We start from the raw sequence: 26,542 nt of genomic DNA, 5'->3' as shown, positions 1-26,542 counted from the left end.
GGGGGCTGCGCCCCGGACCCCGCTCCTCGAACGTCGGAGAGGATGGCTGTTCGCGGCGCGCGTCACACCCGCGGCTGGTTACGTCGGGCCGCGCCGCGCGTATGCGGCGAGCCCGTTCCCCGCCCCTTCCCATGACCGGGGGCTGCGCCCCGGACCCCGCTCCTCGAACGTCGGAGAGGATGGCTGTTCGCGGCGCGCGTCACACCCGCGGCTGGTTACGTCGGGCCGCGCCGCCGCCTATCGTCAGGGCCATGTTCGCCGCCTACGCATCCCGCATTGACCGCGACCAGCCCCTCAACGGCCTTGAGCTGGGTGAACGCCCCGGCCCGAAGGTGCGTTCCGGCTGGACCACCGTCAGTGTCCGAGCCGCCTCCCTCAACCATCACGACCTCTGGTCCCTGCGCGGCGTCGGCCTCGCCGAGGACAAGCTGCCGATGATTCTCGGCTGCGACGCCGCCGGGATCGACGAGGACGGCAACGAGGTCGTCCTGCACTCCGTCATCGGGCAGACCGGCCACGGCGTCGGTCCGGAGGAACCCCGTTCCATCCTCACCGAGCGCTACCAGGGCACTTTCGCCGAGCAGGTCGCCGTCCCCAGCTGGAACGTGCTGCCCAAGCCGAAGGAGCTCACCTTCGAGCAGGCCGCCTGTCTGCCGACCGCCTGGCTCACCGCGTACCGGATGCTCTTCACCAACGCCGGGGTGCGTCCCGGCGATTCGGTCCTCGTCCAGGGCGCCGGCGGCGGTGTCGCCACCGCCGCGATCGTGCTCGGCCGGGCGGCGGGGCTGCGGATCTACGCCACCAGCCGCGACGAGGCCAAGCGCAAGCGTGCCGTCGAACTCGGTGCGATCGAGGCGTACGAGCCGGGCGCGCGGCTGCCGCAGCGCGTCGACGCGGTCATCGAGACGGTCGGCGCCGCCACCTGGTCCCACTCGGTGAAGTCGCTGCGGCCCGGCGGCACACTCGTCATCTCCGGCGCGACCAGCGGCGACCGGCCCTCGCACGCCGAGCTGACCCGGATCTTCTTCCTGGAGCTGAAAATCGTCGGTTCGACCATGGGGTCCAAGGACGAGCTGGAGGACCTGCTGGCGTTCTGCGCGACGACCGGTGTGCGGCCCGTCATCGACGAGGTGCTGCCGCTGGACCGGGCCCGCGAGGGATTCGAGCGGCTGGCCGCGGGCGACCAGTTCGGAAAGATTGTGCTCACCTGCTCTTGAGGTGTGCAGGGTGAGTTGTTCTCATCTGCGCCATGCGAATGCGGATGCGATGGGGCAGCGTATTCACCTCGGTCATCACTTCGTTCGTGCTCGCGGCGGGCGCGCCGGCACCCGCCGCCGGCGCGCACCCCGCACCACCGGACGCTCCGGCAGCGCTCACCGCCTGCCCGGGCGTGGTCGCCGACGTACGTGCCGCATATGGCGCGACGTACGAGACGGTCGACCGCGCGTTGTGCGCAGGCGGGGACAACTCCAGCCCGCCCGGCGTTCGAGGACCGGGGTACGGGGCGGGTCCCCGGTTCATTTTTCCCCGCCGTCGTCCTTCCCCAGCAGTGCCTCGATGTGGGCCGCCGCCGTCGACAGATGGCGGCGGGCCTCCGCCAGCTGCTCCTCTGTGACCCCCCGGTCCCGGGCCGCGTCGCGGATGTCGTCTCGGAAGCGGTCGAGCAGCCGGTCCAGATCGCGGGCCGGGTCGCCGGTGCGGGCGGTGTCCTTGCCCCATTCCGGGTCGGCGTCGGCGGGTTCCGGCTTGACGTACGGGGGCCAGCTGCCCGTCCTGGCGAAGCTGCCCAGCTGGCCGGTGATCTCGGCCAGCCCCTCCCGTACGCCCGAGGGCCAGTCGCCCAGGGCGAAGTGCTCCTGGACCTGGCGGGCGGCGTTCTGCATCTGCTCGCGCGCCTTGTCCTGGGCCTCCTTGGCCTGGCGGCGGGCCTGCTGGGCATCCTCGCGGGCACGGCGGGACTCGTCCTTCGCCCGGCGCGCCTGCTCCTTCCACTCCTGCTTGGCCTTGCGCAGCTCCTCCTTCGCGGCGAGCCACGCCTCCTTGTTGCCGAGGTTGCCGAGGTTGCCGAGGTCGCCGAAGTCGCCGAAGGCGGACTCCCAGTCGCTCTTGTGGCCGGTGGGCCCGCCGGAGGTGTGCCTGGTCTCGTGTGCCGCGGCCCGCATCTCGCTGCGCAGCTTGCCGGCGGCGCCGCGTACGTCGTCCCGGATCGCGGCGGCCAGTTCGGAGACGGAGTCCCCGATCTCCTGTTCCAGATCGGCCAGTTCGCTCGTGCGGCCGGCCAGTTCGGCGCGGCCCGCGTCGGTGATGGAGTAGACCTTGCGGCCGCCCTCGGTGGCATGGGTGACGAGGCCCTCGGCCTCCAGTTTGGCCAGGCGCGGATAGACCGTGCCCGCCGAGGGCGCGTACAGCCCCTGGAAGCGCTCCTCCAGGAGCCGGATCACCTCGTAGCCGTGGCGAGGGGCCTCGTCGAGCAGCTTCAGCAGATAGAGGCGCAGACGGCCGTGGGCGAATACAGGGGGCATGTCAGAGCACCTTTCCGGTCGGCGCGGCATCGCACGGATCGTCCTCGGCCGGTGGGCGGCGCAGCAGGGCGATCGATCCCGAGACGGTCGTCGCCCTCAGCTTCCCGGTCCCGGCGCCGAGCGTGCCGGTGATCTTCTTCGCCCCCCACTGGCCGCTGACCCGCAGATCCTCGAACCCGTTGGAGACGGCGCCGCTCGCGGTGTTCGCCTCGACCGTCGCGTCCGCGGGGTGCGGCAACCGGATGGCGACCTCGCCGGCCACCGTGACCAGCCGGACGTCCGTGGGCTTCCCGGTCGGGTCCAGGTCCAGCACCATGTTGCCGCTGACCGAGTCCGCCCGTACCGAGGCCCCTGCGCCCTCGACGACCGTCAGATCGCCCGAGACTGTCTGGAAGCGCAGCTCGCCGGTGACCGACTGGGCCTCCACACTGCCGGAGACCGTCTCGGCCCGGACCGGGCCTGCGAGTTTGACGAGCGTGGTGTCGCCGCTGACGCCCCGTACGTCCGTACGCCCGCGGATTCCGGATACGACGGCTCCGGCGCCGACCACGCCGACCTCCACCGTCGCCGCGGCGGGCACGGCGAGCGAGACGACCGCGCTGCGGTGCCGGCCCTTGCGGTCGAACCAGTCGAGGAAGCCGTTCCACGGCAGGCCCTCGTACGCGACCGTGAGGGTGCCGTCCTCCTGGGTCACGATCAGCGGCGGGCCCTCGATCGCGGAGATCTCCAGCCGGGCGGTCGGCTCGTCGGTGCCGACGACATTGACGGCGCCCCCGATGATGCGCACATTGAGCGAGGTCACGGGGTCGTCGAAGGTCAGCTTCTGGGGCTCGGCGATGGCCCATGTCGACGCAGGCATGGATCTGGCCCTCCCTGGAACGCGGAATGACGCAACATATCGCGTCTCTCGAAGAACACGATATGTCGCGGATTGGGGAAGTCAAGGGGTCGGGATGTCGGTCACGATGTCATTGGCCGATCAAAAATCGGCAAATAAGGGCAGATTGCTCTATCGCGTGAGGCATGATCGCGACATAACCGTGGGGGATGCTGCCGTGCCGTGCCGTGCCGTGCCGTGCCGAGCCCGAGGCCGTGCGGTCGGCGGCCCATCTGTTGCGTGAACAAATGTTGCTCGCGCCCGCCGGGGACGGGTGGTCCGTCCTCGTGCCCGAGGGAAGGTCCTGGCAGGACGGTGGCGTCGGGGGCGCGGGGCGTGGAACTGGTCGACCGGGTCGTGGCCGGTTGGGCCACCGCGCTCGCGGTCGGCTCGGCCTGGCCCGTCCTTACTCGTATCGGACTGGCCCTCCCGCCCGGCCTGGGCCCGGACACGCCGGGCGACCGGCTGTACGCGGCGGCCGACGACCAGCCCGACGCGGAACCGATCACCGGCCGACGCGAGGCGGTGAGGGCCGAACTCGAGGCGGTCGAGAACAGCCGGCTCGGACCCCAGGTATGCGGGCCCCCGGGCCCGTGCACCGGTTGGCGCCCAGGTCGCGGCCGGGCTGCTGCTCGCACTCCGGGGCGTCGGGTGCCGCAGTGGCGGCTGGGTCTTCGCGGGGGCGCTGCTACCGGCGCACGGAGTGCTCGGCAAGTGCTCGGAATCGCCTACGACCGGTTCAGGGGCGAGAGGAGCGGGGACACCGGGCCGGCGTGACTACTCGTCCTCGTCCTCGTCGTCGAGGCGGGCCAGCCAGGTGGCGAGGCGTTCTACCGGCACCTCGAAGTCGGGATTGAGATCGACGAACGTACGCAGCTGCTCGGCGAGCCACTCGAAAGTGACTTCTTCCTCGCCTCGCCGCTTCTCCAGCTCCTCGATACCGCGGTCGGTGAAGTACATGCGGCAAGCCTAATGCCTGGTGACAGCCCCGCGAAGGCCGGGCGCACGTCACCGGGAACGGTCCGCGACGACCGCGCGAGACTGCCGAGAACCGGACCCGGCACCCCGGCGTCATGGTCCACGCATCTCGCATCGGCCGCGTACTGCCGTTAGCCTGCGGTTAGTTGGGGAACGGGGGGTTTCATGGGTGACAGCGGGGCCCGTATCACGCGCATCGAGATGCCGGACGGCACACCGGTCTGGGCGCGGATCTCCGGGGCGGAGGAACTGGCGAAGCCCGCCCGGGGTCCGGCATTCACGGACATCGGGTACGGGGACTTCGCCGAGCAGGTACAGGCCCGGGTCGAGAGCCTCCAGGCGGTCGTGACCAGCGTCGCGCGTTCGCTCGCCGAGCCGCTGCGGGCAGTGCGGCCCGACGAGGTCAGCGTCGAATTCGGCATCGAGCTCACCGCGAAGGCGGGCAAGGTCGTCGGCCTCCTCGCGGACGGCGAGGCCAAGGGGGGAATCAAGGTCACGCTGACGTGGAGCGGCGGCGGCCCACCCGCCGACCCGACGATCCCGGAGCAGACGGGGGCACGTGGGGCGGGGCAGACGCCACCGTATTCCGGTTCCGGGACGCAGGGCGCACCGGACTCCGCGGCGCGAGGGGTCGGACAGGCGCCACCGCACGCCACACCGCAACCGGCGGCACCGCACCCCGCCCCGCCCGTGCCGCCCCCGCCCACCTCGCCGCCCGGGCACCCGCCCGTACCCACGGCACCACCCACGGCGCCCCCGGGCGCATCCGCCGGGAATCCGGACGCCGGGGCATCCACCGGCGCAACGGCGCATCCGGACGGGGCCGGGCCGGACGCCGGAAATCGGTCATGACCCACCCGTCGGGGAGGGGCGCAGGGGGCGGCTCGGAAAGTACGTACCGTGCGCTGGCGGGCCTCGTGATGGCGGCGACCGTACGCATCCATCGCCCCGGGCCCGGGTATGCCCCTGACGGATCCGACAGAGGCTTCCTGGGGAGCGGCTTCTTCGTCGCCCCGAGCTGGGTCCTCACGTGCGCGCACGTGGCGATGGAGGGGGAGGGGCGTCACGTGAATGTGGTCTTCAAGCCGGACCCGGGCAGTGCCGAGACCGCGGTCGAGGGCACCGTGGTCGCCGCCCTGCCCGAGAGCCGTCACGGCGCGGCCGGGCCCGGTGGCGTACGGGTTGCGACGCCTTCGGGCGGCTGGCCGGCTCCCGACCTCGCGCTCATCCGGCTGCTGCGTCCCGTCGAGCACCCCTGTGTGTACGTCACCGAGCGTCCGGCGGGCATGTTCGGCGGCGGCTCGGTCCTCTACACCGGGTGGACCGACGGCGGGGCGGGGCAGCTGACCCGGTTCAGTGGCCGATGCCAGGTGATGGGCACCTTCGGCGACTGGGCCGAGGACGACGAACAGATGCGACTGGACGGCGACCGGATGTACCCGGGCCTGTCCGGCGGACCCGTGGTGGACCTGGTCCGCGGCGAGGTCGTCGGCGTACTCAAGTCGCGCTCCGACGGCACGACCGGCGGGACCTCGATCGGCGTCGAGCGGCTGCGTACGCTGCCAGTGCCGCCGGCGGCGGTCGCCGCCGAGTCCGACGACCCCTACCAGGCGGTGTTCCACGCCCACGACCGCTACCACGCCGACCGGCACACCAGCCCGGTCGGCACCGAGCGGACCTGGGCCGACCTCCAGCGGGAACTGGGCGCCGGAGCCGGTCTCGCGCTCAGCCCCCAGCAACGCGTCGACCTGCTCGGCAGGCTCGCCGAACTCCCGCCCCCGCTCAGCACCCGCAGCCTCCTCGACCTCCTGGACCGGCTGCCGGACACCCACCCCTCCGAGCACCACGCCGCCCCGCGCGGCTGGCGCGACGGGCTGGGAGCGCTGTACGACGCCCCCGGCGGCGACGGCGCACTGGAACTGATCCTGCGCTACTGCATGAGCGCCATCTCCGCCGAACGGCCCTACATACTGCCGTCCACCCCACTCGCCGAGGCGTCCCTGTGGGACTGGGTGAAGCGGATGGCCGAGGACCGGCTCTCCCGCAAGTTCCGTCATGAGCTCGCCGGACTGCGGCACAACGGCCGACGCGCCCCCGGCACGGAATACGTGCGCCCCCCGGCGCCGACGCTCGAACCCGCCCGGACCCGCAGTGCCCCGTTCGTCCTGCTGCAGTTGGAGCCGCGCGGTTGGGAACGGGACCGCTACGACTGGCGGATCGGCGTCGCCCAGCACGCAGGGGACGTCCTGCCCGTCGCCGAGGACAGCCGGGGCACCGCACCGGATGCCCTCCCGGCCCGGCTCGCGGGCCCGCTGGCGGAGGCGTTCCGGCGGTGCGACGAACCCGACAGCCCGGCCGTACTCCAGGTCGCCGTGCCGCAGGCCCTCATGGATCTGGAGGTCGACGGATGGCAGGTGCCGCCCGACGGGCGTCCTCTCGGAGTGCTGCGCCCCGTGGTCATCCGCCGCCTGGACCACCGTCCGTTCCCGGCCGATGACGGGACCGACGAGCGCGAGGCGCGCTGGAACCGGACCATGACCGCCGCGATGCGGGCCGTCGTCGTCGACTGCGAGGACGGGATGCGGGTACCCGTACCCGTGGTGGAGGAGCTGCGCCAACTGGCGTACGAGACCGTCCCGGTCCTCTGCAAGTACGGCGACCGGGCCGGCCCGGAGAGCCCGGCCGGTCTCGGACGGGTGCTCGACCAAGGCTTCGGGGTGGCCCTGTGGCAGCGCCGCGCGGCCGAGCCGGCCGCGGTCTGCACGGAGTTCCACCGGCGCTCCGCCGATACGGTCGCCGAGGCCCGCACGGCCGATCAACTCCCGAAAAAAGTCCATGAGCTGAGGCAGGGGGTGCGTGCGGGCCGTACAGAGACGTACTGGTCGAACGGTGTCGCCCTGTTCTACGACGATCCGCACCATCCGCTGCCCGGCTCCGGCCAGTTCCTGGAGGCGCCGTGAACGACCGGGCCGACCGGACCCTTACGGGGGGTACGCCGGATCGCTACCGTGATGCACGTTCGACTGCTGCCCCTGGCGGACGAGTGACGACGAGGAACACGCTATGAGTGAACCCAGCGAGTGGCTCATCTACCGAGGGGCCGGCGAACCGCACGAAGGCATAGAGCAGTTGCCTCCGCCGCCACCCTGGCGCGACTTCGGGGGCCGTGGTGCCCCGGGCCCCGACGAGCCGGGCGGGGATGGATCCGCCGACCGCCGTCTGGGCGGCTACCGGCACATCGCCGAACTCCACCGGCCGGGCGCCGAAGAGCTCGAAATGATCAACGCCGCGCTCTATCTGCGGCGTCCGCTGCTGGTCACCGGCAGCCCCGGTGCCGGAAAGAGCACGCTGGCCCACTCCGTCGCCCATGAGCTCGGGCTCGGCCGGGTCCTGCGCTGGCCCATCGTCAGCCGCTCGACGCTCCAGGACGGCCTCTACCACTACGACGCGATCGCCCGGCTCCAGGACGTACAGATCGCCGCGCACAGCGGGGCGCCCGGCAGCGAATCGGCGCAGAGCGTCGGCAGCTACATCCGGCTCGGGCCGCTCGGCACCGCGCTGCTGCCCTCGGACCGGCCGCGGGTACTGCTCATCGACGAGCTCGACAAGAGCGACATCGACCTGCCGAACGACCTGCTCAATGTGCTGGAGGAGGGCGAGTTCGCCCTTCCCGAACTGGAGCGGATCGCCGATCGGCTGCCCGACGGCGAGGCGGAGGTCCTCGACGACGACGGTAACAAGGTGAAGGTGAGGGACGGCAGGGTGCAGTGCCGGGCCTTCCCGTTCGTGGTGCTCACCAGCAACGGCGAGCGGGACTTCCCGGCGCCCTTGATGCGGCGCTGCATCCACCTGGAGCTCGGACGCCCCGACCACCAGCGGCTCGCGACCTTCGTACGCGCCCACCTCGGCGACGAGGCGGCGCGCTCCGGGGACGACCTCATCGCCCACTTCCTGGAACGCTCCCGAAGTGAACTCCTCGCCACCGACCAGCTGTTGAACGCGATCTATCTCACCGACGCCGCCGCCCCGGCCGGCCGCGACCGCCTCGCCGACCTGCTCATCCAGCGACTCGACCGGCCGAGGTGATGCGCTGATGGCCAGGGGCATGCCAAGGCGTGGATCGGAGGAGGGAGGCAGCCCCGACAGCGGCGTGGCGAAGGGCCCGGCGCCTCAGCCGTGCGACGGGGGCGCGGAGAAGGCCGCGGCGTCTCAGCCGTACGACCAGGGTGCGGAGAAGGCCGCGACGTCTCAGTCGTACGACCGGGGTGCGGAGAAGGCCGCGACGCCTCAGCCCTACGACGGGGGCCTGCTGCCCGCGTTCGTCGCCCGGTTGCGCGAAGCCGGGCTCGACCCCGACGTCGAGCAGCTCTGCGATGCCCTCTGGCTGGCCCGCTGGAGCCGCCACCCCGACGCGCCGGACGAGGAGGGCGACGCGGCCACGCCGCAACTGTCCGTCGGCGACCTCACGCAGAAGGGACCGGCCGGACGCCCACCCTCGTCGGCGACCGGGCGCGACGAGGCCCCGGACCCCGCACCGGACCACGGCGAGCCCGTGGAGCAGCGGGAGCTCGGCGACGCCGACCGGCGGATCGCCCTCTACCCCGTACCCCGCACCGCGCCACTCGGCGGCCCACGCACGGACGGCCCGGTCGGGCACGGGCGCAGCGCCGCCCGCGGCGGCCGGGCGAGAGCGCTCACCCTGGGCGTGCCCGCCGCCCCCGTCCTTCCCGCGCCGCTCGAACTCCAGCGAGCCCTGCGCCCGTTGCAGCGCTACCGCCCGGCGGCACCACCGCTGCGCCGCACCCTCGACGAGACGGCCACCGCGGAGCTCAGCGCCCGGGCCGGCGGTGTCATCATGCCGGTGTTCCGCGGTGCGTCCCGGGGCGAGGCGCTTTTGCAATGTGTCATGGACGCTTCCTCCTCAATGCTGGTGTGGGACCGAATGTTCGGTGAACTCCAGCAGATATTCGGTCAGTTGGGTGCTTTCCGGGATGTCCAGGTGCGCTATCTGCACCAGGGGCCCGACGGCGCGGCGGCGGTGAGCCGCAGCCCTGATCCGGCCGCCGCGCCGCTGAACTCCGCGGACCGGCTGAGCGATCCGACCGGCCGCCGTGTCACCGTCCTGGTCAGCGACTGCGCCGGCCCGCTCTGGCACAGCGGCCGGGCCCACCGACTGCTCCACCAGCTGGCCGGGCAGGCCCCGACCGCCGTGCTCCAGCCCCTGCCGCAGCGGATGTGGAACCGGACCAGGCTGCCGGTCACCTACGGTTCGCTGTCCCGGGGCGACGGGCCCGGCGGAGCCGCCGTACTGACGGTCACGGAGCACGCCGGAACGGGGCCTGCCGTGCATCCGGGCGCCCTCGCGATTCCCGTACTCCCGCCGGTGGAAGGCGCGTTGGCCGCCTGGGCGAGGCTGCTCTCCGGCACCGGCGCGGGGCAGATCTCCGGCGCCGTCGGCTGGGTACGGGCCGATCAGCCCGCGGCGGCGGCGCAGCGCCCCGGTGACGGTCTGTCCTCGCTCCAACTGGTCAGCCGCTTCCGCTCGGCGGCCTCCCCGGTCGCCGGACAGCTGGCCGTCTACCTCGCGGCGGCCCCGCTGTATCTGCCGGTGATGCAGCTGGTGCAGCGCACGATGCTGCCCCACTCGGGTCCGTCCGAACTCGCCGAGGTTCTGCTGAGCGGACTGCTGTCACGGAGCAGGGTCGAGGCCGGCGGAGCGGACGGCGGCCAGTGGTACGAATTCGCGCCCGGCGTCCGGGAGGCGCTGCTCGGTCCGCTGGGCCGGGACGAGGCGCTGCTCGTGCTCAAGCACTGCTCGCAGTACATCGAGCAGCGGTTCGGGAAGGGCGGGCCGAATTTCCCGGCCCTGGCCTTCGCCCAGCTCGGGGAGGGCAGATACGGATCGTCGCGGGCCACCCGCACCACACACACCATGGAGAACGGCTCACCCGACGGGGAGATCGAAGAGGGTGACGAGAACGGGGAGACCGGCGCAAGCGGCGGGTCGCGCGCCCCCCATCCCTTCGCCGAGGTCGCGGTCCGCGTACTGGAGCGTTTCATGCCCCTGCCCGAGCAGTTCGTCGTCCAGACCGACCGGGACGGCTACCGCAGCCCCGTCCAGACGCCGAACGCGGCGGTGGACAGCGCCCGCGTCCTCGTGCGGCACTTCGAATCGGACAGCATGGTGCAGTACCTGATCGACGCCGTGCAACTGCTACGGGGCGCCACCGAGCGCGAGGAGCGGCCGGGCGCCGACCCCGAGCTGTGGGCGGAGTACTCGCGCTGCGTCCTGCGGCTGTGGGAGGTGCAGGGGGACGCCGAGCTGCTCCGCGAGGCCGAGTACGCCGCCGAACGGGCCGCCGCACACCCCGGGGCGGTACGCGAACGGGCCGTACTGGCCAAGGTGTTGCACGCCGCGGCCGACGACCGGCGGCGGCGCGGCGACCGGCGCGGCGCACTGGAACTGCTGCGCCGCGCCGACCGCGAGTACACGGCAGCCTGCTCGGCCCCCGGCCTGGAGCCCGCCGAGGCCCTCCGGCTCACGCTGGAGCGGGTCCGGGCCCTGGAGGCGCAATGGCGCCTCGACGGCGACACCGCCCTGCTGCAGGCCGCGTACGGCATGCTGGAGGCGTTCGCCGATGCCTGGCCCGACCAGGAGAACCGGCCCGCCGCCCTGCCGCTGGCGCACGGCCGGACCCTGCTGAAACTGGCCGGGGCGACCGTCGACACCGAACAGTCCCGGGTGTACGCCGGTCAGGCGGCGCGCTCCTTGCGTACGGCGTTCGAACAGGGCGGCGGCCGGCACACCATGGGCACCGAGGTACGCATCCTGCTGGATCTGGTGGACGCCCTGCTCGGCTCCGGCGAGGAACCGGACGAGGCCGCGACCCTGATCGAGCAGGCCCTGGAGACCGTGCGGGAACAGCGACTGCGCGCCTCGCTCCAGGCCAGGGCCGGCCGGGTCCATGTCGCCCGCTACGAACACACCGGCAATCCGGATGAACTCGTGGACGCGGCCGACTGGTTCGCGCGCGCCGCGCGCGGCGTCCCGCGCGACTCGCAGGCCCACGCCGATCTGCTCGCCGAGTGGGGTGGCACCCTGCTGCGCCGCGCCCGCCTGCCCGACGGCCGCGCGCACATCGGTGCTGCGGTACGGGTGCTGCGCGACTGCCGCACGGAGACGGCGGCGGGGAGTGCGCGCCAGGCCGAGCGGCTGCTGACGCTGGGCCGGGCGCTGATGCTGAGGCACCGGGTCACCGAGGACCGGGTCGATCTGCGTGAGGCCGAGCATCTCTTCGGTCTCGCGGCCCAGGAGGCGACCGACCCGCTGACCGCGGCGCGCTGCTGGCTGGAACTGGGCCTGTCCCATCTCGATGCCTCCCGGGTGCTGCAACGTCCGGCCCGGCTCGACGAGGCGGCCGAGGCGTTCCGGGACGCGGCCGAGGCGGCCGGCACGGCGGAAGCGGAGCTGGATAGTCCACAACAGGTCCGACAGGCAGTCGAGTTGGGTGCTACAGCCAACCACTGGCGGGGTATGACATACGAGAGGGCGGGACGCCCCCGGGCCGCACGTGAGGCGTACCGGGCGGCCCGCCAGGAATGGCGCAAACTGCCGGACGGCGGCGGCGCGGCGGGCGAGTCGACCGCCGGGCGGCTGGCCGAGCTGGAGCGCTGAGCGCGGGGCAGCGAGTGTTCGGGCCGCGCGACTCCGGTGTCATGCGATCCGGGCGGTGCGCGCTGTATACGACCGGCGTACGACCGACGCCGGTCGACGGCATGCTCACACAGGCGTATGTCGGACTGTGCGGGGCATCGGTACAGAGGTGACCGATGCGGGTGAGACCGCACAGGCGCCATCGCACCGCGAGCAGATGTACGTGTGTCAGGGACACGGGCTCGACAGGACGCGCTCAACGGCGAGCGAGTGACCGCGGGCCCGATGCGGCAGCAGGCGTAACGGGGAGGCGTGATGAGCGAGTCGACAGGCAACGGCGGGCCGGGCGGTGGGTCGTCCGGCGGGCCGGACGCGCTGCCGGATCTGCTGGAACTCGATCTGGAGTCGCTGCGGACCCTGGACCACCCGGTGCTCAGCGAGGTGGTCGCGGATCTGTGCGGCCGGGCCGAGCAGCCGCGGGAGATGTTATGGGGATTCAACAGCGCCTTCTGAGGCGGGGAGCCCCCGCGGCTCCTCAGGTCGCGGCCGGATCCGGGGCCCAAGCCGCAGGATTTCGGTCCGGGGCCCGGTTGAACAGGACATCCTGGCCCGGGGCGGGTTTACCCGCACGGCAGGCCAGGGATACTCGCCTCGGGCCGGCGACGGGGGCCGTCCCGGCAGACATGCAGCACGGGGGTGCCGGAGTGTCTCGACGCGCGACGCCGCACACACCCCGGCACACCGGCGCCGTCGGCCGACTCCCCGTCCCCTTCGGGCAGTTCATCGTCAAGGTGCACGGCCGGTGCAATCTCGCCTGCCGCTACTGCTACCTCTACGAGGGGCCCGACCGCACCTGGCGTGCCCGCCCGGCCGCCGCCGCACCCGCCGTCCTGGACCGCGCCGCGGACCGGATCGCCCAACACGCGGCGGCCCACGAACTGCGCGACGTCGCCCTCGTCCTGCACGGCGGCGAACCCCTTCTCGCGGGCGCCGACCGGCTGGCCGCCCTCACCGGCCGGGTACGCGAGCTGGTGCCTGCGGACTGCACCGTCCACGCCACCGTGCAGACCAACGCCACCCTGCTGAACGACGCCCGCGTCGCCACCCTCGCCCGGCACGGCATACGCATCGGCATCAGCCTCGACGGCGGTCTGGCCGCCCACAACACCCAGCGCACCGACCACGCCGGACGCCCCTCCTGGCCCGCCGCCCGGCGTGGCGCCCGACTCCTCGCCGGCCGGCACCCCGACGCTTATGCGGGCATCCTCACCGTCGTCGACCCGCGGACCGACCCGGTGGAGATGTACGAGTCGCTGCTCACCCTGCGCCCACCGGCCCTGGACCTGCTGCTGCCGCACGGCAACTGGACGAACCCCCCGCCGGGCCTGCCCGATACAGCAACGGCACGGCGCGGGCCGGGCCGCCCGACCCCGTACGGCGACTGGCTCATCACCGTCTTCGACCGCTGGTGGCCGGCCGGGCGTCGGGAGACACGGGTGCGGCTCTTCGAGGAGTGCATCGCCCTGCTGCTGGGCCTGCCCGCCGCCACCGAATCCCTCGGTCTCGACCCCGTCAACGCGATCGTGGTCGAGACCGACGGGTCGATCGAGCAGGTGGACTCCCTCAAGTCCGCCTACGACACGGCCGCCGCCACCGGGCTCGACATCTTCCGCCACACCTTCGACGACGCCCTGCGCCACCCCGGCGTCGCCGCCCGCCAGGCAGGCGCCGACGCGCTCGCCGCCGCCTGCCGCGCCTGCCCGCTGCTGACCGTCTGCGGCGGCGGCCACTACGCACACCGCTACCGCGCAGACAACGGCTTCACCAACCCGTCCGTCTACTGCGCCGATCTCGAACGGCTGGTGCGCCACATCGCGCGCCGGCTGTCCGAAGCAACCGCAGGAGCACACCGATGAGCCCCCCACCGAGCCCCCCACTCGCGGACCACATGCTGCGCCAACTGGGCCGCACCGAAGGCGACGCCGACACCCTCCGCGTACTCGTACGCGACCAGGACACCCGCCGGCTTCTCCTCCTGCGAGCCCTGCTCGACGCGGCCGAGGCCGCCCCCACCACCGCCTGCCCCCCTCAGGCGCTCGACCGGCTGCACCAGGACTGGGCACTGCTGGAAACGTCCGAGCGTGTCGACCGGGCCGCCGTGCGCACCGTCCTGCTCCACCCCTTCACGGGCCCCTGGGCGCAACGCTGCCTGCGCGGCCTCTCCCGCACCCACGGCATCGAACTCCACGCCGATCTCGACCACTTGAGCGCTCTCGCCGCCGCGGCCGCGATCCGCGCCAAAGTCGCGTTCACGACCCGGCTCACCGCACACGACGGACTCCTGGCGCTGCCCACCCTGGGTGCCCTCCGCACGGCCTCGGGCCCGGTCGACATCACCTTCACCGAAGGGGAATTGGCGGTATGTGAGACCGATGGCCGACCGCTGATCACCGTACACGCGCAACCAGACGGCACGATCTGCTCTGCCGACCCGCGCTGGCTGCCCGTACTCGCCCTGCCCGCCGTACTGCCGGGCACCGGACCCGTACCCCTGGACGACGTCGACCCGTACCGCACCGAGGGCGGCGGACTCCGGCGCCACGGACTGAGCGCTGCCACCCACATCGACGATCACGAACGCAAGGCCTGGGCCGAGTCCTGGGCCGGAATGGAGCCCCTGCTCCGCATCGGCGGCGAGCACCGCCTCACCGAAGCGGCCGTCCTGCTGCGCTGCCTGGTGCCGCTCGGACCGCCACCCGGCTCAGGGCCGCTCGGCGACGGCGTAGCGCACTGCAGCGGCACCAGGCGCGAGGCGTTCGGCGCTGTCCTCAGCAGCAAACCCGCCACCCCCGCCTACTTCGCCTCGACCCTCGTCCACGAACTCCAGCACACCAAACTGGCCGCGCTCTGCTCCCTCGTACCGCTGCACCACGAGGACGCGACACCACGCCACTTCGCCCCCTGGCGCTCCGACCCCAGACCCTTCGACGGCCTGCTCCAGGGCGCCTACTCACACATCGCGCTGGCCGACTACTGGCAGCGGTTCGCGCTCGGCGCGCACCGCGTCACCCACCGCGACCTCGCCTGGGCCGAGCATGCCCGCTGCCGCGAACAGGTCGGGGCCGTACTGCCCGTGCTGGCCGGATCGGCGGCACTGACCCGCGAAGGCCGCGTGCTGGTCGACGAGATGATCACGCTCTACCACCGTCTGGACGATTGTCCGCCCCCCACGGGTCATCTCGCGCGCGCACAGGCGTACGTGGCCACCGCCAAGGTGATATGGCAGCAGAGGAACGGCTCGCGAAGGCAGTGAGCAGCCGCGTGATCTCGATCGGAGCGACCCTGCTCCGGTGTATCTTGACAGGCTCGAATCGAGGCAGGGAGATGGTTGAATGCCCGGAACACATAAGCAAGTTGGGGTAACCGGGGCGCAGACCGTCACCATCAGTTTCGCCGGTTTCAACCGCGCCTGGGCGGCGTGGACCGCAGACCGTCTGGAGCGGCGTGGGGTGACGGTCGTCCAGCAGCGCTGGGACCCCCCGGTGGAGGTTCTGCTGGAGGAGTCGCTGCGCGATCTGACGCTGTCCCGCGGCCGCGTCCTGGTGATCCTCAGCGACTGGTACTTCCAGCTCGGCCCGCGCAGTCACGAGGAGTGGAACAGGGCCCTGCGCGAGGTCGTCGCCGCCGACCCCGACCGCTTCGCCGCCGTCTGTGTCACCACCTCCGCGCTGCCCGGTGCCACCTCGGTCTTCGCTGCCGCCGACCTGACCAACGTCGGCGCCGACGAGGCCGAACGGCGCCTCCTCGTACGCCTGGGCCTGCCCACCGACCCGCTCCCCGAGTCCGTGGAGGGCAGGCCGGGAATCCGGTATCCGGCCGATACCCCCGAGGTGTGGGGCGGGGTGCCGCGCCGCAACACACGGTTCACCGGCCGCGAGAGACTGCTCAGCAAGGCGTACCGGGCCCTCCAGGACGCCGGACCCGGCGCGGGCGTCGTGACCCTGCACGGCATGTCCGGCGTCGGCAAGACCCAGCTGGCCGCCGAGTACGTCTACCGCTTCGGCTCCGAGTACGACGTCGTGTGGTGGGTGCCCGCCGACCGCCGCGCCCTCTACCGCCAGAAGCTCGCCGAACTCGCCCCCGAACTGGGCCTGTCCACCGGTGCCGAGTACGGCGAACGGCTGCGCGCGGTACGCGACGCACTGCGCCGCGGCGAACCCCACTCCCACTGGCTCCTCGTCCTCGACGGCGCCGACGAACCCGAACACATCTGGGACCTGGTGCCGACCGGCCCCGGACACGTCCTGATCACTTCCCGCAACCCGGAGTGGAGCGAGCACAACAGCAACCTCGTCGAGATCCCGGTCTACGACCGCGACGAGTCCGTCGCCTTCATCCGCCGCCGGGCCCCGCGCCTGACCCCGAACGAGGCCGACCAGCTCGCCGACGCCCTCGAAGACCTCCCGCTGCTCCTCGACCAGACAGCGGGCTGGCTCAACGACTCCGACATGTCGGTCGAGGAGTACATCGAACTCCTCGAAGGCGGCATCGACCAGGACGTCGTCAAGGTCTCCGCGGACTTCCCGCTCGCCTTCCAGACCGCCTGGTCGATACTGCTGAACAAGCTCAAGGACACCGTCCCCGAGTCCGTCGACCTGCTGCGCCTGTGCAGCTTCTTCGCGCCAGGCTCCATCCCCGTACGGCTCCTGAAGGAGATGCCCCCCGGCGAACTGCCGGAACAGCTCTCCGGCCTGATGAACGACCCGCTGCTGTGGAACAAGGCGATCGGCCAGCTCCGTCAGTACTCCGTGGTCCGCCTGGAGTCCCATGAATCGGTCGCCGACGAGGCGTCGTCCGGCGAATCGCTCTACATGCACCGCATGGTCCACCAGATCGTCGGCAAGGACATGCCGGAACGGGACCGTCAGGAGTTCATCGGCGTGGTCCGCCGGGCTCTCGCGGCCGCGGACCCCGGCCGGCCCACCGACACCCGGCTGTGGCCCGCCTACGCCGAGATCACCCCGCACCTGAAATGGGCCGACGTCCTCAAGAGCACCGACCCGGCGGTGCAGACCCTGGTACTCAACTGCCTGCGCTACATGTACCTCTCCGGGGAGTACCGGGCCGGCATCAAGCTGGGCGCACGGGCCATGGAGGCCTGGCGGGAACTCCTCGGCGAGGACTACTCCAGGGTCTGGGACCTCCGATACCACTACGCCAACCTGCTGCGGGCCGTCGGCGACTACCACGGTACGGAGGCCATCGAACGGGCCGCCGTCGACCATCTGCGTGCCGAACGCGGCCCGCAGGACCTGGAACACCTGCGCGCCGCCAGCGGACTCGCCGCCGACCTGCGGGGCCTGGGCCGGTACGACGAGGCGCTGAACATCTCCAGCTGGATCCTCGGCGCCTACCGCGAACTGCTGGGTGACCAGGACTCACGCACGCTCAACGCGCAGAACAACCTGGGCACTTCGATGCGCTTGCTGGGCCGGTACGAGGAGGCGCTCGAACTCAACCAACGAACCCTGGAGGCCCGGCGCCGACTGCTGCGACCGCGCCACAGCTGGACGCTCTACTCCGAGATCAACTACGCCACCGACCTGCGTCTGCTCGGCCGGTACGGCGACGCTCTGTCGCTCCAGAACCAGAGCGCCCGCGTGCACCGGCTGGTCATGGGCCCCGACAACCCGCAGACCCTGCGCGCCGAGCACAATCTCGCGCTGTGCCAGTACCGCTCGGGGGAGCGAGCCAGGGCCGCGACCCTGTTCACCCGGGTTCTCGAACGGTCCGAGCGTGTGCTGGGCGAGGACGATCCGCTGACGATGATGTTCGCGGCCAGCCAGAGCTTCTTCGCTCGTGAGCACGCCGACATCGACCGGGCCAGGGACATAAGCGAGAAGGTCGTCGGCGGGTATGTGACCATGCTCGGCGAGAAACACCCGTATGTGGCGGGGACCCGGGCCAACCATGCCCTGATCCTCCGTAACGTGGGGGAGCGGGACCATGCGCACACCCTCCTGGAGGAGGCGCTCGCCGACATGACGCGGGCCGTGGGCGAGAACCACCCCTGGACGCTGGGCTGCGCGATCAACGCCTCGGCGCTGCGCAACCTGGTGGGCGACCCGGAATCCGCCGCCGCACTGACGGACTCGGTCGTCACCCGGGCCGTCGAGGTACTCGGCCGGACCCATCCGCTGACCCTCTCCGCCCGGATCGCGCACGCCGCGGACCTGCGCGGTCTCCGGGATCTACAGCGTGCGGGCAAGGTCGAGACGGAGGCGCTGAGCGACCTGGCGGCGACCCTGGGCGAGCAGCACGTCCACACGGTCTCGGCGCGCTCCCGCAACCGTCCGTACTGGGACTTCGAACCGCAGATGATCTGAAGCATTCGGATGGTCTGAAGCATTCGGATGGTCTGAAGCACTCCGGTGATCCGAAGCACCCCGAGCGCACAGGCCGAAGGGCCCGGTCCCGCGATTGTCTCGCGGGACCGGGCCCTTCGGTGCGATACAGCGACCGGTCAGGCCTCGAAGACCTCGGCGACCAGCTGTGCCTGCTCGGCCTGGTGGCGCTTGGCCGAGCCGACCGCCGGGGACGAGCCGTGCGGCCGCGAGATGCGGCGCAGGCGCTCACCGTGCGGGACGTCGGCGCCGACGGCCAGGTCCAGGTGGTCGATCAGGTTCAGGGCGATGAACGGCCAGGCACCCTGGTTGGCCGGCTCCTCCTGCGCCCAGAGGTACTTCTCGGCGTTCGGGTACTTGGCGATCTCGGCCTGGATCTCAGCACCCGGCAGCGGGTACAGGCGCTCCAGACGGATAATCGCCGTGCTGGCAGCTGCAGCGTCCGTGACGCCACGCTTCTCGCGCTCGGCCTCCAGGTCGTAGTAGACCTTGCCGGCGCAGAAGACGACCTTGCGGACGTCGTTCGCGTTCACCGAGTCGTCGCCGATCACCGGGCGGAAGCCGCCGGTGGTGAACTCCTCCGCCTTCGACGCGGCCGCCTTGAGGCGGAGCATCGACTTCGGGGTGAAGACGACCAGCGGCTTGTGGTGCGGGTTGTGCACCTGCCACCGCAGGAGGTGGAAGTAGTTCGACGGCAGGGTCGGCATGGCGACCGTCATGTTGTTCTGCGCGCACAGCTGGAGGAAACGCTCCGGGCGGGCGGACGAGTGGTCCGGGCCCTGGCCCTCGTAGCCGTGCGGCAGCAGCAGCGTGACGCCGGAGGTCTGTCCCCACTTCTGCTCGGCCGAGGAGATGAACTCGTCGACGACGGTCTGCGCACCGTTGACGAAGTCACCGAACTGGGCCTCCCAGATGACCAGCGACTCCGGGCGGGCCAGCGAGTAGCCGTACTCGAAGCCCATCGCCGCGTACTCGCTGAGGAGCGAGTCGTAGACGTTGTAACGGGCCTGGTCGTCGGCGAGGTAGAGCAGCGGGGTGTAGTCCTCGCCGGTCACCTGGTCGACGAGGACCGCGTGCCGCTGGCCGAAGGTGCCGCGGCGGGTGTCCTGGCCGGCGAGCCGGACCGGGGTGCCCTCCATCAGCAGCGAACCGATGGCCAGGGTCTCGCCCATGCCCCAGTCGATCGTGCCGTTCTCCACCGAGGCGGCGCGACGCTGCATCTGCGGCATCAGACGGGGGTGGACGGTGATCCGGTCGGGGATGTTGACCTGGGACTCCGCGATGGCCTTCACGACCTCCTGGGAGACCGCGGTGTCCACGGCGACCGGGAACTCGGGCTGGACCTCGGGGGTGTGCGCCGGAGCCGGCAGCGAGGTGGCCTCGCGGACCTCCGCGAAGACCTTCTCCAGCTGGCCCTGGAAGTCCTGGAGTGCCTGCTCGGCCTCTTCCAGGGTGATGTCGCCGCGACCGATGAGGGACTCGGTGTAGAGCTTGCGCACCGAGCGCTTCTTGTCGATCAGGGTGTACATCTGCGGGTTGGTGAACTCCGGGTTGTCGCCCTCGTTGTGACCGCGGCGGCGGTAGCAGATGAGGTCGATCACGACGTCCTTGTTGAACGCCTGCCGGAACTCGAAGGCCAGGCGAGCGACCCGGACGACGGCCTCGGGGTCGTCACCGTTGACGTGGATGATCGGCGCCTCGATCATGCGCGCCACGTCGGTGGCGTACATCGAGGAGCGCGAGGACTCCGGGGCGGCGGTGAAGCCGACCTGGTTGTTGATCACCACGTGCACGGTGCCGCCGGTGCGGTAGCCGCGCAGCTGCGACATGTTGAGCGTCTCGGCGACGACGCCCTGGCCTGCGAAGGCCGCGTCGCCGTGGAGTGCGACGGGCAGGACCGTGAAGTCCGTGCCGCCCTTGTTGACGATGTCCTGCTTGGCGCGGGCGATGCCCTCCAGGACCGGGTCGACCGCCTCCAGGTGCGAGGGGTTCGCGGCCAGCGAGACCTTGATCTGCTCGCCGTCCAGACCGGTGAAGGTGCCCTCGGCGCCCAGGTGGTACTTGACGTCGCCGGAGCCGTGCATCGACCGGGGGTCGAGGTTGCCCTCGAACTCGCGGAAGATCTGCGCGTACGACTTGCCGACGATGTTCGCCAGCACGTTCAGCCGGCCGCGGTGGGCCATGCCGATGACGACCTCGTCGAGGCGGGCCTCGGCGGCGGAGTCGATGACCGCGTCGAGCAGCGGGATGACGGACTCGCCGCCCTCCAGCGAGAACCGCTTCTGGCCGACGTACTTGGTCTGCAGGAACGTCTCGAACGCCTCGGCGGCGTTCAGCCGGCGCAGGATGCGCAGCTGCTCCTCGCGCTCGGGCTGCTGGGTGCGCGTGCGCTCCACCCGGTCCTGGATCCACTTGCGCTGCTTCGGGTCCTGGATGTGCATGAACTCGATGCCGGTGGTGCGGCAGTACGACTCACGCAGCACACCGAGGATGTCGCGGAGCTTCATCATCGACTTGCCGGCGAAACCGCCGACCGCGAAGTCCCGCTCCAGGTCCCACAGGGTGAGGCCGTGCTCGGTGATGTCCAGGTCGGGGTGCTTGCGCTGGCGGTACTCCAGCGGGTCGGTGTCGGCCATGACATGGCCGCGGACCCGGTAGGAGTGGATCAGCTCGAAGACCCGCGCGGCCTTGGTCACGTCGTTGTCGTGCGAGGCGTCGATGTCCGTGAGCCAGCGGACCGGCTCGTACGGGATGCGCAGCGACTTGAAGATCTCGTCGTAGAACTCGTTCTCGCCGAGCAGGAGCTGGGCGACGATCCGCAGGAACTCGCCGGAGGCGGCGCCCTGGATGACCCGGTGGTCGTACGTCGAGGTCAGCGTCATGACCTTGGAGACGCCCAGCTTGTTCAGGGTGTCCTGGGAGGTGCCCTGGAACTCGGCCGGGTAGTCCATCGCGCCGACGCCCATGATGAGGCCCTGTCCGGGCATCAGACGGGGCACCGAGTGCACGGTACCGATGCCGCCGGGGTTGGTCAGCGAGGCGGTGACCCCGGTGAAGTCGTCCATGCCGAGCTTGCCGTTGCGGGCGCGGCGGACGATGTCCTCGTAGGCCTGCCAGAACTCGAAGAAGTTGAGCGTCTCGGCCTTCTTGATGGCCGCGACGACCAGCTGGCGGTCGCCGTTCGGCTTCACCAGGTCGATGGCCAGACCGAGGTTGACGTGCTCCGGCTTGACCAGGGTCGGCTTGCCGTCCTTCAGCGCGAAGGAGTGGTTCATCGCCGGCATGGCCTTGAGGGCCTGCACCATCGCGTACCCGATGAGGTGCGTGAAGGAGATCTTCCCGCCCCGGGCGCGCTTGAGGTGGTTGTTGATGACGATGCGGTTGTCGAAGAGCAGCTTCACCGGAACGGCGCGGACGGACGTGGCCGTCGGCAGCTCCAGCGAGGCGTTCATGTTCTTCGCGACGGCGGCCGACGGGCCGCGCAGCGTCACGTACTCGGGGCCGGCCGGGGCCTCGGTGGCGGGAGCCGCGGCGGGCTCCGCCGGAGCAGGAGCGGCGGCCTTCGCGGCCGGGGCCGGCGCGGCCTTCGCCGGGGCTGCCGGAGCAGCGGTGGCGGGAGCGGCCTGTGCGGGCGCCGGGGCCGCGGGCGCCTGTGCGGCCGGAGCCGGGGCCTGCGCCGGAGCGGCCTGGGGTGTGATGACGGGGGCGGTGGCGGCCGGGGCCGGCGTCACCGCAGCCCCCGCGGCTGCGGCGCCGGGAACGGGCTTGTCCGCCGTGCCGGATGTACCCGGCTTGTAGTCGGCGAAGAAGTCCCACCAGGCGCGATCGACCGAACTGGGATCCTGGAGGTACTGCTGGTAGATCTCGTCGACGAGCCACTCATTGGGGCCGAAAGCTGCAGCCGGGCTCGAACCCGGGCTGGCTTGGTCGGTCGAGATGCTCGAGTTACTGGGGGACTGAGACGACACGGCGGCAACCGCCCTCTTCCGCTTCACAAGGTGATGGACAGCGGAAATCAAGGCTACGCCTTCCCGGCCGTTCCATGCAGGCCGGGCCCGTCTTCGTCGTGCAAGTCACATCGGAAGGCGGGTTTCGGTGCAGGAAATGGCGGGAAACAAGCATGGTTCCGCTTCACCTCGGGTACGCGGGACCGCAGCCACGGCCCGCTGGACCGTACCCCTTGAACAGAACACGTAGAACGTGCCCCTCCGGTTCGAAGCCTATGTCAACCTCGCGGTTGCGTGATCCCCGGAAGAGTGACCTGGATGCGGCAGCCGCGAGCAGATTCGGCCACGCCGATGCGTCCGCCGTGCAGATCCACCGCCCAGCGGGCGATCGCCAGGCCCAGACCCGTACCGCCGTCGCTGCCCGGGCCGTGCGGGGACGGCACCTCGCCGCGGTTGAAACGCTCGAAGACCCGGTGCCGCTCGGACTCCGGGATGCCAGGACCCTCGTCCAGCACCTCCAGCGCCAGGGATTCCGGTCCGGCCCCGCGCCGGGCCAGTACGGTGACCCGGCCGTGCGGCGGGCTGTGCTTGACGGCGTTGTCGATCAGATTGGCCACCACCTGGTGCAGCCGTTCCGCGTCCGCGTGCGCGGTCAGCTCGGGCGGAGACACATCCAGATGCAGATGTACGTCCTTGCGGGTGTGATTCCCGGAACCGGAGGACAGTCGGCGGTGCGAGGCGGCGAGGTTCGCCTCCTTCAGCACACCCGACAGATATGGCCACACCTCGAAACGGCGGGCCTTCAGCGTGACCACCCCGCTGTCCAGGCGGGACAGGTCCAGCAGTGTCTCCACCAGCCTGCCGAGCCGCTCGGTCTGCTTCAGCGCGGTACGCATGGTCTCCGGATCGGCCGAGGACACCCCGTCCACGACGTTCTCCAGCACGGCTCTCAGCGCCGCGATGGGAGTGCGCAGCTCATGCGACACATTGGCCACCAGCTCCTTCCGGTGCCGGTCCACGGCCTCCAGATCGTCCGCCATGAGGTTGATCGTCTGGGCCAGATCGCCGAGCTCGTCACGCCGGTCGGCGCCGCTCACCCGTCTGGTGTAGTCGCCGTGCGAGATCGACCGGGCCACGGTCGTCATCTCGTCCAGCGGTGCCGTCAGGCCGTGTGCCACGAACTGGGTGATCAGCAGGGTCGCGATCACCGAGAACACCGTGATGAAGCGCAGCTCGGTCCTGGTGCGCAGGGCCACCATCAGCAGCCCGGTGGTGATGAACACCGAGACCACCACGAGCGTGCCCAGCTTGGCCTTGACCGAGAAAGGACGCAGTCCGGAACCGGGCCGGGTCATGGGGCGGGGGTCTCCAGGGCGTAGCCGACGCCGTGCACCGTACGGATCCGCTCCGCACCGATCTTCCGGCGCAGCGCCTTGATGTGGCTGTCGACGGTACGGGTGCCGGAGGCGTCCGCCCAGTCCCAGACCTCGGCCAGCAGCTGCTCCCGGGAAAGCACCGCACGCGGCGTATTGGCCAGGCAGACCAGCAGATCGAATTCGGTCGGCGTGAGGTGGACGTCATCGGCGCGCACCCGGACCCGGCGCTGCGCGTGATCGATCTCCAGCTCACCGAGGCGCAGTATGCCGCTGCGCGGTGTGACCGCCGCCAGCGCCGCACGCTCGACCCGGCGCAGCAGGACATGCACCCGGGCCGCCAGCTCGCGCATCGAGAACGGCTTGGTCATGTAGTCGTCGGCGCCGACCCCGAGGCCGACCAGCATGTCGGTCTCGTCGTCCCTGGCGGTCAGCATCAGCACCGGCACCGGCCGCTGGGCCTGCACGCGACGGCAGACCTCCAGGCCGTCGAAGCCCGGAAGCATGACGTCGAGCACCATCAGATCGGGCTGCCACGCCGCGGCCGCGTCCACGGCCGCGGGTCCGTCGAGTGCGGTCTGCACCAGAAAGCCCTCGGCCCGCAGCCGGGCGGAAATGGCATCGACGATCGTGACGTCGTCCTCGACCACCAGCACCCGGCGCTGCGCGCCCGGGGTGGCCGCGACACCGGTGTGGGTGGTGTGTGTCTGTTCCATCGCCCCGCCCCTGCCCGCTCGCACGGGGGCCATTCCCCCGGACGCACGGTCTTCGCTTGTGGATTTCGTGGGTGATCCCGTCACCGGTCAGCAGCGTAAAGGCAGCGGAGTGCTCTCGGCTACGCAGGGTGTAACGGCTTGGGCGCGACGAAGTGGCGGAGTTGTCGGCCTTGTGGCGCTTGGACCCCGGGCGTCCGGGGGTCAAGGATGCTCGGTGGGGGCTCTCAGGCTGTCCGAAGTGCGAGATGCACCACGTCGGGCACACCTCGGGCAACACTCACCTCTTCCGTCCTAACCCCGCCGAATCCGGCATTCCGCAAGGCCTGTTCGAAGTCGGTGGACGGTTGTGCGGACCACACTGCGAGAACGCCGCCCGGTGTCAGCCGCTCCCGGCAGTCCGCCAGACCCGCGGGCGAGTACAGGCTCGTGTTGTCCTCGGTGACGGTCCAGTCCGGTCCGTTGTCGATGTCCAGACACAGGGCGTCGTAACGGTCCGTAGTCGTGCGCAGGTACGAAACCAGGTCCGTCGTCAGGATCGCGGTCCGCGGATCGGCGAGCGCCGTACTGGAGATCTGGGCCAGCGGCCCGTCCAGATGCCAGTCCACGATTGCCTGCTCCCGCTCGACGACGGTGATCCGCCCCCACCGCGGTTCGTCGGCCGCCCGGACCAGTGAGAAGCCGACCCCGAGACCTCCGATGAGCACCGCCGGGGCCGGCCGGTCGGCGGGCAATGCGGCCAGTGCCGCGTCGATCAGCAGCCGCTCGGAGCGTCCGTCCGAGGTGTCCATGAGGAAGCACCCGTTGGCGATGATCTCGAAGTCGTCGCCCCGCTCCCGCAGAACGACCTCGCCGTACGGGCCTTCGCGGCGGTCGAGCGTGACGGGGGCGAGGGTGTCGGGGCCGTGGATGTCGGGCATGGTGCGGGTCTCCGGTGGATGGCGGACAGGTTCACCGCCATCCTGGCCGCTCGACGCGGCCCGGGGCCAGCGGATTGCCGGATCCATTCGATCCGTCCGATCCGTCCGATCCATCCGATCCGTCCGGAGGAGCGTGCGCCGTCGCGGGGGCTGGGGCGTACGCCGTCGAGGGGCTACGCGGCCTGGGGCATGCGCCCCGAAAGCTGCACGCTCTCGGAGCGCACGGACGGTGAGAGCTATGGTGCGCTTTCCGGGCGTGCGCCGCGCTCAGCGAGGAGGGCGGCCCCGACCGCGTACGCCGTCAGAGCCGCCGCCCACGTCGCAATTTGCGGACCCGGCTGCATCGGCCAGGCCCACACCGGCGCCACGCCGCCCGGAGTGTCGGGCGCCCCCAGATAGACGGCGCCGCCGTAGACCGTCATCGGCAGCCAGCTCAGCCGGGCACCGATCAGGGCCGCGGAGGCCGCGGCCACCCCGGTCGCGCCGAGCACATTGCGCACCATGCCCGGTGCGCCGAACGCCTCCGGGTGACCAGGTACGGCCGCTGCGAGTGCCGCGGCCGCCAGTGCGGTCAGGATCAGCAGATGCAGCAGCCGACGCGGCCACCAGCGGCGTACGGCGGTCCGGTCCAGCTCGTCACTGTGCGCGTGCAGGCTGGTGCCGATCGCGGCGGAGACGAGCATCGGAGCCAGCACGATGACCGGGACACGGGCGGTGTGGTCGAGTACGGCTGGATCTGCAGCCAGTGGGCCGCCCAGGCGGCGACGAGGACGACGCAGGTCAAGGCGGCGGCGGTGAGGGGGAGGGCGCGGGAGCGGATATAGAGGAGGGGGAGTGCGGCGTGGGCCGGCCGGGCGCGAGGCGGTGTCCGAGGCGTACTTGCGGGGATCGGTCAGCCGGTTCCTGGTGATGCCCCAGCCGCGCGTCACGTACGAGAGCGCGGCTTCGCCGTCCTTCGGGCCAGGGGCCGTCGCGTCCCCCTGCACGACGGCACGCAGCAGCGCGTTGTCGTTGTTTCGGTCTTCCCCCGAGGGGCGCAATAGGCTCACACCCCCTCTATCGGGTACCGGACCCGGGTCGGTTCACATGTGGCTCACGCCACAGGCGGCGCGGGGGTGATCACGGAGGGCGGGACGTTGCTTCGGGGGCTTGTA

Annotated in this window: 17 protein-coding genes and 1 pseudogene; 10 read left to right on the top strand and 8 right to left on the bottom strand. The window is 71.4% G+C overall.

Features of this window, described 5'->3' with window-relative positions; all coding sequences use genetic code 11:
* Nucleotides 1–251 precede the first annotated feature (251 nt).
* Complete coding sequence (locus ACZ3IC_RS05830; RefSeq protein ID WP_467412947.1) at nucleotides 252–1,217, top strand: zinc-binding dehydrogenase; 966 nt, start codon at nucleotides 252–254, stop codon at nucleotides 1,215–1,217.
* A 300-nt stretch (nucleotides 1,218–1,517) separates the two neighbouring features.
* Here the strand turns inward: ACZ3IC_RS05830 and ACZ3IC_RS05825 are convergent, their stop codons facing one another.
* Together ACZ3IC_RS05825 and ACZ3IC_RS05820 are read right to left on the bottom strand one after the other, a co-directional pair.
* Nucleotides 1,518–2,522 (bottom strand): PadR family transcriptional regulator, encoded by a 1,005-nt coding sequence (locus ACZ3IC_RS05825; RefSeq protein ID WP_467412945.1) that lies wholly within the window; start codon nucleotides 2,520–2,522, stop codon nucleotides 1,518–1,520.
* A gap of 1 nt (nucleotide 2,523) precedes the next feature.
* Nucleotides 2,524–3,381 (bottom strand): DUF4097 family beta strand repeat-containing protein, encoded by an 858-nt coding sequence (locus ACZ3IC_RS05820; RefSeq protein ID WP_467412943.1) that lies wholly within the window; start codon nucleotides 3,379–3,381, stop codon nucleotides 2,524–2,526.
* 188 nt (nucleotides 3,382–3,569) lie between these two features.
* Between ACZ3IC_RS05820 and ACZ3IC_RS05815 the strand changes: the two are divergent.
* Nucleotides 3,570–4,150: pseudogene (locus tag ACZ3IC_RS05815) on the top strand (hypothetical protein); the annotation flags it as partial.
* 26 nt (nucleotides 4,151–4,176) lie between these two features.
* Here ACZ3IC_RS05815 and ACZ3IC_RS05810 read toward each other — a convergent pair.
* Nucleotides 4,177–4,359 (bottom strand): DUF6104 family protein, encoded by a 183-nt coding sequence (locus ACZ3IC_RS05810; protein WP_003961784.1) that lies wholly within the window; start codon nucleotides 4,357–4,359, stop codon nucleotides 4,177–4,179.
* Between the two features lie 183 nt (nucleotides 4,360–4,542).
* On the opposite strand from ACZ3IC_RS05810, the gene ACZ3IC_RS05805 reads away from it, so the two are divergent.
* The 8 genes from ACZ3IC_RS05805 (at nucleotide 4,543) to fxsT (ending at nucleotide 18,417) form a co-directional block, all read left to right on the top strand.
* Nucleotides 4,543–5,229, top strand: coding sequence for a CU044_2847 family protein (locus ACZ3IC_RS05805; RefSeq protein ID WP_467412942.1), 687 nt, complete (start codon nucleotides 4,543–4,545; stop codon nucleotides 5,227–5,229).
* Nucleotides 5,226–7,337 carry a VMAP-C domain-containing protein gene (locus ACZ3IC_RS05800; protein WP_467412940.1) on the top strand — a complete coding sequence of 704 codons (2,112 nt, stop codon included), beginning with the start codon at nucleotides 5,226–5,228 and terminating at the stop codon, nucleotides 7,335–7,337. Before ACZ3IC_RS05805 ends, ACZ3IC_RS05800 begins: the two co-directional genes overlap by 4 nt.
* Before the next feature lie 103 nt (nucleotides 7,338–7,440).
* Nucleotides 7,441–8,463: an AAA family ATPase gene (locus ACZ3IC_RS05795; RefSeq protein WP_467412938.1), complete on the top strand. Its 1,023-nt coding sequence runs from the start codon at nucleotides 7,441–7,443 to the stop codon at nucleotides 8,461–8,463.
* 7 nt (nucleotides 8,464–8,470) lie between these two features.
* Complete coding sequence (locus ACZ3IC_RS05790; protein ID WP_467412936.1) at nucleotides 8,471–12,052, top strand: SAV_2336 N-terminal domain-related protein; 3,582 nt, start codon at nucleotides 8,471–8,473, stop codon at nucleotides 12,050–12,052.
* 294 nt (nucleotides 12,053–12,346) lie between these two features.
* A complete protein-coding gene (fxsA, locus tag ACZ3IC_RS05785) occupies nucleotides 12,347–12,544 on the top strand; it encodes an FxSxx-COOH cyclophane-containing RiPP peptide (RefSeq protein ID WP_467412933.1) in 198 nt (65 codons plus the stop codon).
* A 191-nt stretch (nucleotides 12,545–12,735) separates the two neighbouring features.
* The gene (locus ACZ3IC_RS05780; RefSeq protein ID WP_467412931.1) at nucleotides 12,736–13,947 is read left to right on the top strand and encodes an FxsB family cyclophane-forming radical SAM/SPASM peptide maturase; all 1,212 of its coding nucleotides are present in this window, start codon (nucleotides 12,736–12,738) and stop codon (nucleotides 13,945–13,947) included.
* Nucleotides 13,944–15,344, top strand: a complete 1,401-nt coding sequence (locus ACZ3IC_RS05775) for an aKG-HExxH-type peptide beta-hydroxylase (RefSeq protein ID WP_467412928.1) — start codon at nucleotides 13,944–13,946, stop codon at nucleotides 15,342–15,344. Before ACZ3IC_RS05780 ends, ACZ3IC_RS05775 begins: the two co-directional genes overlap by 4 nt.
* Nucleotides 15,345–15,423: 79 nt before the next feature.
* Nucleotides 15,424–18,417 carry an FxSxx-COOH system tetratricopeptide repeat protein gene (gene fxsT / locus ACZ3IC_RS05770; protein WP_467412927.1) on the top strand — a complete coding sequence of 998 codons (2,994 nt, stop codon included), beginning with the start codon at nucleotides 15,424–15,426 and terminating at the stop codon, nucleotides 18,415–18,417.
* 137 nt (nucleotides 18,418–18,554) lie between these two features.
* On the opposite strand, the gene ACZ3IC_RS05765 is transcribed toward fxsT, so the two are convergent.
* The 5 genes from ACZ3IC_RS05765 to ACZ3IC_RS05745 all read right to left on the bottom strand — a co-directional run bounded on the left by ACZ3IC_RS05765 (nucleotide 18,555) and on the right by ACZ3IC_RS05745 (nucleotide 26,437).
* Nucleotides 18,555–22,403 carry a multifunctional oxoglutarate decarboxylase/oxoglutarate dehydrogenase thiamine pyrophosphate-binding subunit/dihydrolipoyllysine-residue succinyltransferase subunit gene (locus tag ACZ3IC_RS05765; RefSeq protein ID WP_467412925.1) on the bottom strand — a complete coding sequence of 1,283 codons (3,849 nt, stop codon included), beginning with the start codon at nucleotides 22,401–22,403 and terminating at the stop codon, nucleotides 18,555–18,557.
* Between the two features lie 257 nt (nucleotides 22,404–22,660).
* A complete protein-coding gene (locus tag ACZ3IC_RS05760; RefSeq protein WP_467412922.1) occupies nucleotides 22,661–23,737 on the bottom strand; it encodes a HAMP domain-containing sensor histidine kinase in 1,077 nt (358 codons plus the stop codon).
* Nucleotides 23,734–24,471: a response regulator transcription factor gene (locus ACZ3IC_RS05755; protein WP_467412920.1), complete on the bottom strand. Its 738-nt coding sequence runs from the start codon at nucleotides 24,469–24,471 to the stop codon at nucleotides 23,734–23,736. The genes ACZ3IC_RS05760 and ACZ3IC_RS05755 overlap by 4 nt, the downstream gene beginning before the upstream one ends.
* A 224-nt stretch (nucleotides 24,472–24,695) precedes the next feature.
* On the bottom strand, nucleotides 24,696–25,388 hold the full coding sequence (locus ACZ3IC_RS05750; protein WP_467412918.1) for a spermidine synthase family protein: 693 nt from the start codon (nucleotides 25,386–25,388) through the stop codon (nucleotides 24,696–24,698).
* A gap of 236 nt (nucleotides 25,389–25,624) precedes the next feature.
* The gene (locus ACZ3IC_RS05745) at nucleotides 25,625–26,437 is read right to left on the bottom strand and encodes a hypothetical protein (RefSeq protein WP_467412916.1); all 813 of its coding nucleotides are present in this window, start codon (nucleotides 26,435–26,437) and stop codon (nucleotides 25,625–25,627) included.
* Nucleotides 26,438–26,542: the final 105 nt, after the last annotated feature.

Source organism: Streptomyces sp. NPDC002958 (genome assembly GCF_055563255.1).
This window is presented reverse-complemented; position numbering and strand designations above follow the sequence as displayed.